This is a genomic window from Microbispora sp. H10836 (assembly GCF_012999525.1).
GTDB lineage: Bacteria > Actinomycetota > Actinomycetes > Streptosporangiales > Streptosporangiaceae > Microbispora.
On record NZ_JABBWU010000018.1, the window covers coordinates 57498 to 71099 of the forward strand.

At 70.5% G+C, this 13602-nt stretch carries 12 protein-coding genes; 4 read left to right on the top strand and 8 right to left on the bottom strand.

Annotation, left to right across the window (positions count from 1 at the left end; all coding sequences use genetic code 11):
* Positions 1-22: 22 nt before the first annotated feature.
* Genes HHX30_RS28965 through HHX30_RS28980 form a run of 4 tightly spaced genes read right to left on the bottom strand, consistent with a single transcriptional unit; the run spans position 23 to position 4091 of the window.
* A complete protein-coding gene (locus HHX30_RS28965) occupies positions 23-598 on the bottom strand; it encodes an ATP/GTP-binding protein (protein ID WP_139573805.1) in 576 nt (191 codons plus the stop codon).
* Positions 579-944, bottom strand: coding sequence for a DUF742 domain-containing protein (locus HHX30_RS28970; protein ID WP_169985556.1), 366 nt, complete (start codon positions 942-944; stop codon positions 579-581). The genes HHX30_RS28965 and HHX30_RS28970 overlap by 20 nt, the downstream gene beginning before the upstream one ends.
* Positions 945-957: 13 nt before the next feature.
* Positions 958-1365: a roadblock/LC7 domain-containing protein gene (locus HHX30_RS28975; RefSeq protein ID WP_169949728.1), complete on the bottom strand. Its 408-nt coding sequence runs from the start codon at positions 1363-1365 to the stop codon at positions 958-960.
* Positions 1362-4091 (bottom strand): nitrate- and nitrite sensing domain-containing protein, encoded by a 2730-nt coding sequence (locus tag HHX30_RS28980; RefSeq protein ID WP_169985557.1) that lies wholly within the window; start codon positions 4089-4091, stop codon positions 1362-1364. Before HHX30_RS28980 ends, HHX30_RS28975 begins: the two co-directional genes overlap by 4 nt.
* Before the next feature lie 267 nt (positions 4092-4358).
* On the opposite strand from HHX30_RS28980, the gene HHX30_RS28985 reads away from it, so the two are divergent.
* The 4 genes from HHX30_RS28985 (at position 4359) to HHX30_RS29000 (ending at position 8216) form a co-directional block, all read left to right on the top strand.
* Complete coding sequence (locus HHX30_RS28985; RefSeq protein ID WP_169985559.1) at positions 4359-5171, top strand: SDR family NAD(P)-dependent oxidoreductase; 813 nt, start codon at positions 4359-4361, stop codon at positions 5169-5171.
* Positions 5172-5249: 78 nt separating this feature from the next.
* Positions 5250-6293, top strand: coding sequence for an acyltransferase family protein (locus HHX30_RS28990; protein ID WP_169985561.1), 1044 nt, complete (start codon positions 5250-5252; stop codon positions 6291-6293).
* A 172-nt stretch (positions 6294-6465) separates the two neighbouring features.
* Entirely contained in the window at positions 6466-6666 is a 201-nt protein-coding gene (locus tag HHX30_RS28995) for a hypothetical protein (protein WP_169985563.1), read from the top strand.
* Between the two features lie 44 nt (positions 6667-6710).
* Positions 6711-8216 carry a flotillin family protein gene (locus HHX30_RS29000; RefSeq protein WP_169985565.1) on the top strand — a complete coding sequence of 502 codons (1506 nt, stop codon included), beginning with the start codon at positions 6711-6713 and terminating at the stop codon, positions 8214-8216.
* A gap of 64 nt (positions 8217-8280) precedes the next feature.
* Here the strand turns inward: HHX30_RS29000 and HHX30_RS29005 are convergent, their stop codons facing one another.
* From HHX30_RS29005 to HHX30_RS29020, 4 genes are all read right to left on the bottom strand, one after another.
* Positions 8281-9795 (bottom strand): ATP-binding protein, encoded by a 1515-nt coding sequence (locus HHX30_RS29005; RefSeq protein WP_169985567.1) that lies wholly within the window; start codon positions 9793-9795, stop codon positions 8281-8283.
* Between the two features lie 162 nt (positions 9796-9957).
* Positions 9958-11478, bottom strand: a complete 1521-nt coding sequence (locus HHX30_RS29010) for an MDR family MFS transporter (RefSeq protein ID WP_211592710.1) — start codon at positions 11476-11478, stop codon at positions 9958-9960.
* A 127-nt stretch (positions 11479-11605) separates the two neighbouring features.
* The gene (locus HHX30_RS29015; protein ID WP_169985569.1) at positions 11606-12265 is read right to left on the bottom strand and encodes a response regulator transcription factor; all 660 of its coding nucleotides are present in this window, start codon (positions 12263-12265) and stop codon (positions 11606-11608) included.
* Positions 12253-13554, bottom strand: a complete 1302-nt coding sequence (locus HHX30_RS29020) for a sensor histidine kinase (protein WP_169985572.1) — start codon at positions 13552-13554, stop codon at positions 12253-12255. Before HHX30_RS29020 ends, HHX30_RS29015 begins: the two co-directional genes overlap by 13 nt.
* Between the last annotated feature and the right edge of the window lie 48 nt (positions 13555-13602).

A 13602-nucleotide genomic window follows, 5' to 3' on the forward strand; every position in this document is an offset into this window, starting at 1 on the left:
CACTCCCGGCCCGCCGGGCTGATCAGCGTTGTGCGGCCGTCAGCATCTTGAGCGCGTGCTCCACGAGCGTGACGAGCACGACCTTGGCCGAGGCGCGGCGCCGTACGTCGCAGAGCAGGACGGGGACCTCGGGGTCGAGGTCGAGGGCGATCCGCACGTCGTCGGGCTCGTGGCGATCGGCGCCGTCGAAGCAGTTCACGGCGACGATGAACGGCGTGCCGCGCTGCTCGAAGTAGTCGATCGACGGGAAGCAGTCGGTCAGCCTGCGGGTGTCGGCCAGCACGACCGCCCCGAGCGCGCCGTAGGACAACTCGTCCCACATGAACCAGAAGCGCTCCTGTCCGGGGGTGCCGAACAGGTAGACCACGAGCCCTTCCCTGATGGTGATGCGGCCGAAGTCCATGGCCACGGTCGTGGTCGTCTTGCCTTCCACGCCGTCGGTGTCGTCGACGCCGACGCCGCGATCGGACAGCACCTCCTCGGTGCGCAGGGGGCGAATCTCGCTGATCGCGCCGACCAGCGTGGTCTTGCCGACGCCGAAGCCGCCGGCCACCAATATCTTGAGGGCGACCGGCTCCTCAGAGGGCGCGAAGGCCATTGATCACTTCCTTGAGAATGCGCTCGCTTGGCAGCGGCGCCACCTTGCCCGGAGCCCGTACGTCGACGAGCCCGAGGTCGTGCAGATCCCCGATCAGAACCCGGACCACGCCCAGGGGCAGATCGATGTCGGACGCGATGTCCGCCACCGACGCGCCGCGGCGCGCGAGCTCAAGGATCCGCCGCTGCTCGGGGCCCATGCCGGGGACGTCCCTCGGTGAGCCCGAGGTGGTCACCATGGTGATCAGGTCGAGCTTGGCCCCGGAGTGCCGTGCCCGGCCCCCCGTCAGCGCGTAGGGCCGGACCAACGGTCCGGCCTCCTCGTCCATCCACTGGGGTCCCGTCATGTGGCCGCCAATCTCATGGGGCAATTCGCCGCGGGTTGGTGGAAATGTGCTGCCCCACCCGCTTGACCAGCATCGCCATCTCGTACGCGATGTGCCCCACGTCGGCGTCGGAGGCGGCCAGGACGGCGAGGCAGGTGCCCTGTCCCGCGGCCGTGACGAACAGGAACGCGGCCTCCATCTCCACGATGGTCTGCCTGACCTCGCCCCCGCCGAAGTGCCGTCCGGCGCCTCGCGCCAGGCTCTGGAAGCCGGCCGCGACCGCGGACAGGTGTTCCGCGTCCTCCCGGCTCAGCCCCTGGGAGGCTCCCACGACGAGGCCGTCGGTGGAGAGGATCACCGCCTGGCGGACGGCGGCGACCCTGCTGATGAGATCGTCGAGCAGCCAGTTCAGTTCGCCGGTCGACGTCGCTTTGCCGGTCATTCGTCACCCTTTTCGCCGTGCGTGTTGTGTTCGTGGTGGCCGGGTGCGGCCACACCCGGCCGATCGGAGTCCTCCCGGCCCCGCAGCGCACCGCGCTGGAAGGCGCTGAACATCGCCCTCGCCTCCTCGGGCGACCGCTCCTCCACGGTCGGGGCGGACAGCGGCTGCCTCTGCGGGGACTGCGCCTGCTGGGGTTGCTGGGATGGGGCCTGCTGATACTCAGGGCGAAGCTGCGGGGCGATGTTGGCCTGGCGAACCCTGCGCGGCAGGCCGGCGTGGGTGCCGCTGGAGACGGATCCTCCGGACCGCTTCGTGCTCGTCCGCTGCGCCAGGCCGTTCGCCGCCACCCCGGCGGCCGCCGGCTCGGGGGCGGGCGAAACCGCGGGCGGAACAAAGGGCGAGACCGAGGGCGGAACGCTGGGCGCGGCCGGGCGCGGACTCTCGAAGCCGGAGCCGAAGGACCGTGGGGAGAGGTCGTCGCGCGTCGCGGAGGGCACGGCCTCGGTCCGCAGGGCGGCCGGCGTGAAGAACGGGGACGGCTCGGACGCGCTCGGACGCTCCTCCCGGTCCTCCGTCTCCCCGCGAAGGTCCTCCGTCTCCTCGCGAAGGCTCACCGTCTCCCCGCGGAGGCCCACCGTCTCCTCGCGAAGGCCCACCGTCTCCCCGCGGAGGCCCTCCGTCTCCTCGCGGAGGCCCTCCGTCTCCTCGCGGAGGCCCACCGTCTCCCCGCGGAGGCTCACCGTCTCCCCGCGGAGGCCCACCGTCTCCCCGCGAAGGCTCACCGTCTCCCCGCGGGGACCCACCGGAACGTCCCCGGCGACCTCTCCGGCGATCGTGCGGATCTCCCGGGGGTCGTGGGACGGGCGGCCCAGCCCCAGGTCGGCGTCGAACGTCTCACCGAGCGACACGTCGGTGTCGTCACCGCCGGAGGCAAGCGCGAACTTGGCGTGGGCGCCGCGGCCGGCCGGGCCCGCCAGCGCCGCGGGCGAGCCCTCCTCCACCATCAGGGCCCGGGGGATGAGCACGATGGCGGTCGTCCCGCCGTACGGCGAGCCCCGCAGGACCACGCCGATCTCGTGGCGGGCGGCGAGCTGGCCGACGACGAAGAGCCCGAGCCGGTCGCTGTCCGCCAGGTCGAACTCCGGCGGGTCGGCCAGCCGTGCGTTGATCTCGTCGTACTCCTGGGGCAGCAGGCCGAGACCACGGTCCTCGATCTCCACGGCGAGCCCGTTGGCGACGATCTCCCCGCGCACCTCCACCTTCGTCTGCGGGGGCGAGAAGATCGTGGCGTTCTCCACCAGCTCGGCGATCAGGTGCACCACGTCGGCCACGGTCGCGCCGGCGATGGCGGCGTCCGGCATCGGGGCCATCGAGACGCGGGTGTAGTCCTCGACCTCGGAGGTCGCCGCGCGGACCACGTCGATGAGAGGCACCGGCTTGCGCCAGGACCGTCCGGGGGCGGAGCCGGACAGGATGATCAGGCTCTCCGCGTGGCGGCGCATGCGGGTGGTCAGGTGGTCGAGCCGGAACAGGTCCTCCAGGCTCTCGGGGTCCTCGGCGCGGCGCTGCATCGTGTCGAGCAGCGTGAGCTGGCGGTGCAGCAGGGTCTGCTTGCGGCGGGCCAGGTTGAGGAAGACCTGGCTGACGCCGCGGCGGAGGGCGGCCTGGCCGACGGCGGCCTCCACTGCCGTGCGCTGGACGGAGCTGAACGCGTGCGCGACGTCCTCGACCTCGTTGGCCCCCGTCGCCTTGATCGGGGGCGCCTCGGCCTCGACGTCGACGTCCTCGCCCCGCCGCAGCTTCTCGACGACCTGCGGCAGCCGTACGTCGGCGAGTTCGAGCGCAGCGTCGCGCAGGCCGGCGAGGTCGCGGGCGAGACGACGGCCGAAGCGGACGGAGAAGATGATCGTGGCGACGATGACCACGAGCCCGAGACCGCCGGCGATCAGGATGCGGAGCATGATCGCGGTGGCGACCGACGTGGCGGAGCCGCTGAGCGCGTCCGAGGCCTTGATCCGGGCCGAGTCGAGCCTGACGATCAGCTGGTCGACGGTCGCCGACCACCTCTCGGCGTCCGCGGGCAGCGGCCCGCCGGAACGTACCTGGTCGACGATCTGGTTCTCCAGGGCGGTGAACCGGTCGAACAGCGGCGAGGTGAGCACCTGTTCGTACGGCGCCCGCATCTCCCCGCTGAGGACCGGCCGGTTCTTGCCGTAGAGGAACCGCCGGGTGGCGACCCATTCGCTGAAGGCGTTCTGCTCCTGGGCCGTCATCGTGCCGCTGGCGAGCGCGCCGCGTACGAGGGCGTCCTCACGAGTGATCATCTCGTGCGCGTTGCCCATTCCCTGCATCGCGCTGGCCACCTGGAAGGTGGGCAGGTCGGGCACGGAGACGAGACGTTCGTACACCGCGAACAGGTCGTCCATGATCGCGTTGTACGACGTGATCGCGGTCAGCCTGTCGACCCTGCCGAGCGTGACGGACTCCCTGACCGACGGCAGGCGGTCGAGGGAGGACAGCAGGTCGTCCAACGGCGCTACGAGCTCGTCGCTCATGGCGTCGCGGGTCGCCCCGTCGTCGGCGGACTTCCTGAACCTGTCCACGGCGGCGGTGGTCTTGGCCTGCTGGGCGGTGAGCGCGGTGGAGCCGGTCTGGCCGCTGCTCAGCACGCCGGCGGTCAGCGCGCGCTCGGCCTGGATCTGGGTGCCGAGGTCGGTGGAGGTCACCCCGATGGTGTCGTACAGCGTCTTCGAGTTGAGGAGGACGAGGCCATCGCCAACCGTGAGCTTTAGGGCAAACCCCCACATAGCACTCAACATGAGCAATGGCAGGAGCAGCAACGAGAAGATCTTGAACCGAATCGACCGGTTTCTTGAACCCATGGCCACTCCTGCAGTGCTGGAGGCTCGCGCCGCATTTATGGGGGAATGCACCTCCGGAAGATCGCACAGAAGGCTAGCACCGATACAGTGCTGGCGCAGTGGGAGGTTTCGATGATTACTGTGATCACTGGGGCCGGTGCCGGAATCGGCGCAGCTTCTGCCCTTGATCTCGCCCGGCGAGGTCATCAAATCGTGCTCGTCGGACGCACCCAGGAGAAGCTCCGCGCTGTCGCCGACCGCGCGGAGCAGGCCGGTGGCGGCCGTCCGGACACGCTCGTCGCGGATTTCTCCTCCCTCGACCAGGTGCGCCGGCTGGCGGCCGAGTTGCTGGCGCGGTACGAGCGCATCGACGTGCTGATCAACAACGCCGGCGTCATGACACCCGACCGCCGCACCACCGTGGACGGCAACGAGTGGATGATGCAGGTCAACCACCTGGCACCGTTCCTGCTGACGAACCTGCTTCTCGACCGGCTCACGGCGTCGTCCGCCCGCGTCGTCACCACGTCGTCCCGGGCCGCGACCACGGGCCGCCTCGACCCCGCCGACCTGTCCAGGGAGCGGCGGCGCTGGAACGGCTGGCTGCAGTACGGCGACTCCAAGCAGGCCAACGCGCTGTTCACGGTGTCACTCGCCGAGCGCGGCCTGGCCGCCACGTGCCTGCACCCGGGCGTCCTGAAGACCGGCTTCGCGGAGGGCACGTTCTTCATGAAGGTGGTGTGGCATCTGCCCGGAATGGGCGAGCCGGTCGAGGCCGGGGCGGCGCGGATCGTCCACCTCGCCACCCACCCCGACGGCGTCGATCATCCGGGCCGGTACTTCGTGAAGAACGCTCCCGTACGGGCGCCGGAGAAGATGTCCGACCCCGCCCTCGCCGCCGCCCTGTGGGACGCGAGCCGCGCCGCCACCGGCCTGACTCCCTGAAGGGGCGGCGAAGAGTTCGGGCACTGTTCGCCCGCGGTTGCGCCGGTGCTCACGGACGGGTGACTAGGGTCCGGCCGCATGACCGTGACCGCTCCCGCCCGCCCCTCCGGTGCGGCCGTCGCCCGCGACCCGCTGCTGGACAACGCCAAGTTCCTCGCCATCGTGCTCGTCGTTTCCGGGCATCTCATCGAGGAGCTGAGGGACGTCCCGGCGGCGCACGCGCTCTACTTCTTCGTCTATCTCTTCCACATGCCGCTCTTCATCGTCGTCAGCGGCTATTTGTCCCGAAATTTCACGTTTTCTCCTGGTAAGGCGCGCAAGCTCATCAGCGGCCTCGCGGTGCCGTACGTCATCTTCGAAGTGGCCTACTCGCTGCCCCGCTTCTTCCTGTACGGCAAGCTCGAAATCAGCCTGCTCGACCCGTACTACCTGACCTGGTTTCTGATGTCGCTGTTCCTGTGGCGGCTGTCCACGCCGGTCTGGCAGCAGTTGCGGCACCCTCTGGCGGTCGCGGTCGGGCTGTGCCTGCTGTCGGGCACCAGCGCCCTGCCCGACGAGCTGTCGATGAATCGGACGTTCGGCCTGCTGCCGTTCTACGTGCTCGGCCTCATGCTCACGCCGGAGCACCTCGACCGCCTCCGCGGGCGGCGGGCGAGGATCGCGGGCGCGGCCGTGCTCGCGACGGTGCTCGCCGGGGCGTTCGCCGTCCACACGCTCGTGCCGACGGAGTGGATCCGCTGGCGTCACTCCAACCACCAGATCGGCGTGGACGACCTGACCGGCACGCTGATCAGGCTCGGCATGCTGGCGGTGGGCGCCCTGCTGGTGACGGCGTTCCTCGCGATCACCCCGAGCCGCCGCACCTGGTTCACGGGCCTCGGCGCCGCCACGATGTACGCCTATCTGCTGCACGGCTTCGCGGCGAAGGTGTCCGAGCGCTTCCACGACGCCCTCGTCAACCCGCTCGGCGTGGCCGCCATGGCGGCCCTCGGAGCCGTCCTCGCGGCCCTGCTCTGCACGTCCCCGGTGCGCAGGGCGTTTCGATGGGCGGTGGAGCCCGACGTCTCCTGGGCCTTCACGAGACTGCGCCGGCCGGTGAAGAGGGAGCCCGCTGCGACATAGTGGAACTTTGCGCGACGACCCTCCGTTGGCCGAAGTGATGGTGCAGAGTTGGGCGAATCGCACATCCGGCGGGACGAGCCACCGAAAACGGCTCTGTCACGGCACGGTAATACGGGGTAACGTGCGCATTCGCGGTGCAGCCAGGAGCGGTGGAAACGACGGGGTGACGCGGGTGGTCGGCAGACAGGGCAGGGTCACGGGCAAGATCGGGCCCGGCCTTGTCGGCGAGGTGATGGTGCCCATCCGCGGGGGTGTCGAGGCGTTCTACGCCTATCCGAGCATTCCGGACGAGGAAATCCCGGTGGGGTCGATCGTCGTCGTCGTGGAGTATTCGCCCCCGCGCACCGTCTACGTCGCTCGTGCGGTCGTCTGACTCGCTCCCTCGCTCTTATCTCCCCCCACTACACGGAGGCTCCCATGTCCCCGGAGATCCTGGTCGTGGGCGGTGTGGCCGTTGTCGCCCTCATCGTCCTCATCCTCCTGTTCAAGGCCATCTGGCGGGTGGCCGAGCCCAACGAGGCGCTCATCATCTCGGGCCTCGGCGCCCACACGAAGAACGAGCTGGCCGACAGCCTCGGCTTCAAGATCGTGACCGGCAAGGGCACCGCGGTGCTGCCCGGCTTCCAGACCGCCCGGCGGCTGCGGCTCGACAGCCGGGCCACGAACCTGCAGGTCAACTGCGTGACGCAGCAGGGCATCCCGGTCCAGGTGCGCGGCGTCATCATCTACAAGGTGGGTGACGACTTCACCAGCATCGCGAACGCGGCGCGGCGCTTCCTCGACCAGCAGGACTCGATGAACGGCGCCATCCACGAACTGTTCACCGGTCACCTGCGCTCGATCATCGGCAACCTGACCGTCGAGGACCTTATCCTCAACCGCGAGCGGCTCACCAGCGAGACCCGCAGCTCCGCGGCCGACGAGATGAGCAAGCTCGGCCTGGTGGTCGACTCGCTGCAGATCCAGGAGATCGAGGACGAGACCGGCTACATCACGAACCTCGGCAAGCCGCACGCCGCGAAGATCGCCGCCGCCGCGCGCATCGCCGAGGCGCAGCGCGACCAGGAGGCCACCGAGGCCGAGCAGGTCGCGGCCGCCAAGAAGGCCTCCGCCATCCGCGAGTCGCAGATCCAGCAGGCCGGCTACCAGGCGGAGGTGGACCAGGCGTCGGCCAAGGCCCGGCAGGCCGGCCCGCTGTCGGAGGCCACCGCGCGCCAGGAGGTCGTCGTCCAGGAGACCAGGGCCGCGGAGCTGGAGGCACAGCTCGCCGAGCAGCGGCTCCAGTCGCAGGTTCGCAAGCCCGCCGACGCCAAGGCGTACGAGACCGTCACGCTGTCCCAGGCGGAGCGCGACGCCCGCATCGCCCAGGCCGAGGCGGAGGCCAGGGAGACCGAGCTGCGCGCCGCGGCCCAGGCGTCCCAGGTGAAGCAGGCGGCGGCGGCCGACGCCGAGTCGGTGCGGCTGCGCGGCGAGGCCGCCGCGTCGGCGACCAAGGCGACCGGTCTGGGCGAGGCGGAGGCCGCCAAGGCGCGGGGTCTCGCGGAGGCCGAGGCGGCCAGGGCGAAGGGTCTCGCGGAGGCGGAGGCCGCCAAGGCCAAGGGTCTGGCCGAGGCCGACGCGATCAGGGCCCGGTCCGAGGCGCTGCGGGAGAACCAGGAGGCCGTCATCGCCCAGCAGCTCGCCGAGAACTGGCCGCAGATCGTGGAGGCCGGCGCGAAGGCGTTCGGCAACGTCGACCACATGGTGGTGCTCAACGGCGCCCAGGGCATCGAGGAGATGCTGGCCAAGGCGCTCACGCTCGGCGGCACCGGCCTCGGCCTGGCCCGCTCCCTGCTGGCCGGCGGCTCCCCGGCCGCGAAGGACGGCGCGAGCGTGAACGGCGCCGAGCCGGCCACGAAGGACGCCATCGACACCACGCCCTGACCCTCACGGCCCGCGTTCGTCCCCGTCCCATCGGACGGGGACGAACGTCTCGCGTACGCCGGGGTCATTCGTCGTAGAGGTCGTCGAGATCCACCAGGTGGACGTCATCCCTACGGCTTGCCTCCGCGAGAAGATCGGCCGCGAAGCCGGATTCGCTGAAGACGGCGTACTGCGCGGCGGAGACGTCGATCTTGCTGATGGAGCGCATACGCTCTCTGATCTTCTCCAGTCGTCGCAGATCGTGCCCACTGCGCGGCTCCGCGGTGCATTTGGCCTCGCCCAGGAGCCGGACCGTGATCCGGTCTCCGCGTGGAGAGGACTCAGGGTCCAGCATCACCACGTCGATCTGATGGCCACGTTGCCCGTCGGCTCCTGAGCTGATCGTCGTCTGGCCGACCTCGCCCGGCTCGGGGAAGCCCAGCCGGACCCACCCCTGGTCGGCGAGCCAGTCGCGAACGAGGTCCTCGAAATGCGGTCGGAGGATGTTGCTGCGGAAGCCATCGGCTGAACGCTCCCAGACAAGGCGGGACCTGCCGCGGTCGAGCTGGCTGAGGCGGGGCAGGATGACGGCGTGGGCGAACCGGAGGATCGGTTCGGCGATGTGATAGCTGGTCTTGCCGGAGAACACGAGGTCCTCCACGCGTCGCACCAGTCCGGTGTCCACGAGGGCATCGAGCGGATGCTTCATGCTCCGCGCGTCGCGGCCCAGGGCAGCGGCGATCTTGCCGGGTTTGGTCACGCCCTGGGCGATCTGCCGCAGCACTCCCTGGTAAAGGGCGCGGTGGCTGATCCGAGGGTCCTCTCGCAGCAGCCGGTCATGCTCCTGGAACAGCATGGACGCGGGATTCAGCACGGTTGCGACCACCCACTCGTCCAGGTCGCCCGGAGAGTGGAACCCCGAGGTGGGATACACGGCTTCGGACAGCATCCGGTAACCCGGCACTCCTCCCACTATGGCGTGCAGCCGGAGGGCTGTGGGCCGATGTGTGGCGTTCCAGAACCGGGCGGCGACACGGTGGTCGAAGGGCCGCATCAGCCTGCTGAGCGCTGCTCTTCCATACAGCGGCTTGTCCCCGGAGAGCAGGTTTGCCATCAAGGGGAAGGCGGACCCGCACAACACGATGCGAACGGTGCCACGCCGGTCGCGTTTGTAGCGATCGAACGTGTTCTGGATGTACGACGACAGGGCGGGCGTTCCGGAGAGCAGGTACGAGTACTCGTCGATGACCATGAGGGCCGGCCTGCCGGTCTCCGTGGAGCGCCGGGTCATCTGCTCCACCGCAGCCTCGATCGCGGACTTCCAGTCCTCGAACCTCAGCGGCACGGCCAGGCCGAGCCATTCGGCCAAAGACGCGGCGAAACTGTCCAACGCCGTGCGCGGATCATCCTCGGCGGCCACGTGATAAAGCCCGCCGTACCGCCTGGTCAGGTGATCGAGGAGAAAGCTCTTGCCCTGGCGACGATGGCCGTACACCACAGCGAGGTTGGGGCCGGGGTCGGGGTTTGTAACAAAACGATCTAGTTCCGCCCACTCCGCATCGCGATCGAAGATCTCCACTGGTTTGGCTTGAGCCGCCATCTCATCTAACTCCACTTCGACGAAGTGAACTTAGATAGATTAGCTTCCCTGCGGCGAGCACCGGGCGCGAACGGCTTGAGCGTGGCGATGGGGACCAGAACAACTCGCCCGCCCGTACGGCATGGCGGCGCCGCTCGCGGTCAGCGGCGGGATCAGCGGGCGTCAGTCGAACGACAACTCGGTCGTACGGCGGGGCATGAGCAGCAGCGCGGCGACGCTGAGCACGGCCACGACGACGAGCGCCAGGAAGATGTGGTGGACGGCGTCGTACAGCGCGCCCCGGACGAAGGAGGCGGCGGCCGAATGGGCCTGCGCGCCCTGCGCCTTCAGCACCAGGCTCGTGGCGTCGAGGCTGTCCGGCAGTTGTCCCGCGACGCCGGCGGGCGGGTGGGCGAAGCGGTCCGACAGGGTCGCGTTGGAGATGGCGCCGAGCACCGCGGCCCCGACCGTGCTGCCGATCGAGCGGAAGAACATGTTGGTCGCGGTCACCACGCCGCGGCGCTCCCAGCCGACGACCGACTGCACGGCGACCATCGTGGGGCTGGCCGACAGGCCGAGGCCGACGCCGACGACGAAACAGGCGGCCGCGACCTGCCAGATCATCGCGTTCTGCCCGAGCAGCGCGCACAGCACGGTGCCGGCCACCACCACGACGATGCCGATCAGCGCGGTGTCGCGGAACCCGATCCGCATGTAGAAGCGGCCGGAGAACGTCGCCGCGAGAGGCCAGCCGACGGTGAGCGCGGCCAGCGCGAAGCCCGCCACCAGCGCGCCGGTGCCCAGCACGCCCTGCGCGTACGTCGGGACGTACGAGGTGAGCCCGATGGTGAGGGCGCCGATGCCGAGGGAGGTCAGGTTGCCACCGGTCAGCGTGCGGCGGCGGAAGACCCACAGCGGCAGCACCGGCTCGGCCGCGCGGCGCTCCACCAGCACGAAGGCGACGATCATGAGCACGCCCGCCGCGAAGATCAGCAGGCTGGGCGCGGAGCCCCAGTCCCAGGCGACGCCGCCCTCCAGCAGGCCGAGGATGAGGAGCGAGGAGCCGCCGGTCAGCAGCGCGGCGCCCGTGTAGTCGATCCGGTGGGAGCCCCGCTTCACCTGCTCCTTGAACCGGCGGGCGAGCATCCAGACGGCCACCGCGCCGAGCGGCAGGTTGATGAAGAAGATCCAGCGCCAGGAGACGTACTCGGAGAAGACACCGCCGAGCGTCGGGCCGACGACGGCCGACATGCCCCACACGCTGGCGAGGTAGCCCTGAACGCGGGCCCGTTCCTCGACCGTGTAAAGGTCGCCGGCCATCGTCATGCTGATCGGCTGCACCGCCCCGGCGCCGATGCCCTGGATCGCCCGGAAGGCGATCAGCGCGGGCATGCTCCAGGCGATCCCGCACAGCACCGACCCGAGCAGGAACGCCCCGATGCCGAAGAACATCACCGGCTTGCGCCCGAACACGTCGGCGAGCTTGCCGTAGATGGGGACGGTCACGGCCTGCGTGAGCAGGTAGATCGAGAAAAGCCAGGGGAACTGGGAGAACCCGCCGAGGTCGGTGACGACCGAGGGCACCGCGGTCGCGATGATCGTGCTGTCCAGCGCCACCAGAGCGGTGCAGAGCATGATGGCGCCGAGCACGGGACCGCGTTCTGACCGCAGGCCGATGCCCTTCGATGTCGTCGTCGTGGTCACGTGGAAGGCTCCCCCGAATGTTCGTGCACGTACGCGGGACCTTCCCACGTGAGCGGGAAGGTCCCGGAACAGGGCAACTATCGCAAACCGCCCGGCATTCCTTGTCGTCGCCGGGCAGGATCAGGCGTCAGCCGCGGCGCTGGGTCTCCTCCAGGTAGCGCAGGACGGCCGTGACCCTGCGGTCCGCCCGGTCGGTGGGCGCCAGGTCGAGTTTGGCGAAGATGCTGCGGATGTGCTTGTGGACGGCGCCTTCACTGATGAACAGCCGTTCGGAGATGGCGGTGTTGCCCAGTCCCTCGGCCATCAGGGCGAGCACGTCGCGTTCCCGGGCGGTCAGCCGTTCCAGCCCGCTGTCGGAGCGGGTGCGCGTGAGCAGCTGTGCCACGACCTCGGGGTCGATGGCCGTGCCCCCGGCGGCCACCCGGTGCAGGGCGTCGAGGAACTCGCCGACGCGGCCGACTCTCTCCTTGAGTAGATATCCGAGCCGGTCGGTTCCGGCGGCGAGCAGTTCGGTGGCGAACGCCTGCTCGACGTAGGCGGACAGCACGAGCACCGCCAGGCCGGGCTGACGGCGCCTGGCCTCCACGGCGGCGGCGATGCCCTCGGTGGTGTGGGTCGGAGGCATCCGGACGTCGACGATGGCCACATTGGGCCGGTGGGCGTCGACGGCCGCCAGGAAGGTGTCCGGGGAGTCGGTCGTGGCCACCACGTCCAGGGACTCCGCGCGCAGCAGCAGCGCGACCCCCTCACGCAGCAGGGGGTCGTCCTCGGCTATCACGATCCGCACGGCAACTCCACGTCGAGGGTGGTCGGCCCACCAGGTGGGCTGGTCAGGGTGAGACGCCCGTCGTGCGCCTCGATCCGGCTGCGCATGCCGGTGAGCCCGGAGCCGTGCCGTTCGTCCGCGCCGCCGACGCCGTCGTCCTCGATCCGCAGGGACAACCGGCCGCCCGCACGTCGTACGGTCACCGTGGCGTGCCGGGCCCGGCTGTGCCTGGAGATGTTGGTGAGCGCCTCGGCGCTCACGAAGTAGGCGGTGGCCTCGATGGAGGCGGCGCACCTGCCGAGCGCGTCGACGTCCACCCGGCAGGGCACCCCGCAGTTCGCCGCGAGCCCGGCGAGCGCGTCGGCGAGCCCCCGGTCGGCCAGCACGGGCGGCAGGATGCTGCGCACGACCGTACGGAGCTCCGCCAGCGCCTGCTCGGCGGTCTCCTGGGCGCGTTCGAGCATGTCCTCGGCGCCCGGCCGGTTCTGCGCCAGCGCGCGGCGGGCCGCGCCGAGCAGCACGGTGACGGCGACCAGCCGGTTCTGCGCCCCGTCGTGCAGTGAGCGTTCGATCCGCCGCAACTCCGCGGCGTGGGCGTCCAGCGCCGCCGCGCGGGTGGCCGACAGCTGTGCGATGCGCAGAGACAGGTCCATGTCCGCGGTGGGCGCCAGGAGCCGGCGCCCCGGCCACGCCTGCGCCCACGCCATCCCCGGTCCGAGCAGCAGGAAGCAGACGGCCAGCCCCACGCCGAAGAGCGCGACGGCCAGGACGCCCCCGGGGGCGTGCACGTCCCAGAACACCAGGCCGGGAGTGGCATCGTCCGGGGGCAGCATCCGCCACCACAGGGGGTAGGTGACGTCCTGCACGGAGTTCGCCACCATCGTCAGCCCGGACAGGCTGAGGAACAGGCCCAGCGTGCTGTGCACGAGGAGCCAGCCCACCTCCCGCCGTACGGCCCGGTCGGCGAGCGCGGCGCGTACGCCGTCCGGCGCCGGCCCCAGCCGGACGATCTCCGGCCCCCAGCGGGACAACCGGTCACGCTCCCGTTCGGCGACGGACCGCACGACGCGCGGCACGGTGGGCGCCAGGAGCAGGCCCACCCCGATCAGGCAGGTGAGTGCGACCAGGACGAGCCACACCAGACCGGCGAACGCCAGCAGCGCGGTGGCGAGACCGCCGACGAGGCGTTCGACGGCGTCGAGGAGGCGACGGGCGTGTGCGGTGAGACCCCTCGGCGCGTCTCGCCGGGCGCCGGCCGGGGCGCGCCGGATGTCCGTACGGGCGTCTTCGCGGGTCTCCGGCGGCTCCATCACGCACCCCCTCGGACAAGTGATCTTAGGGTCTTCGGCGGCGTGGTG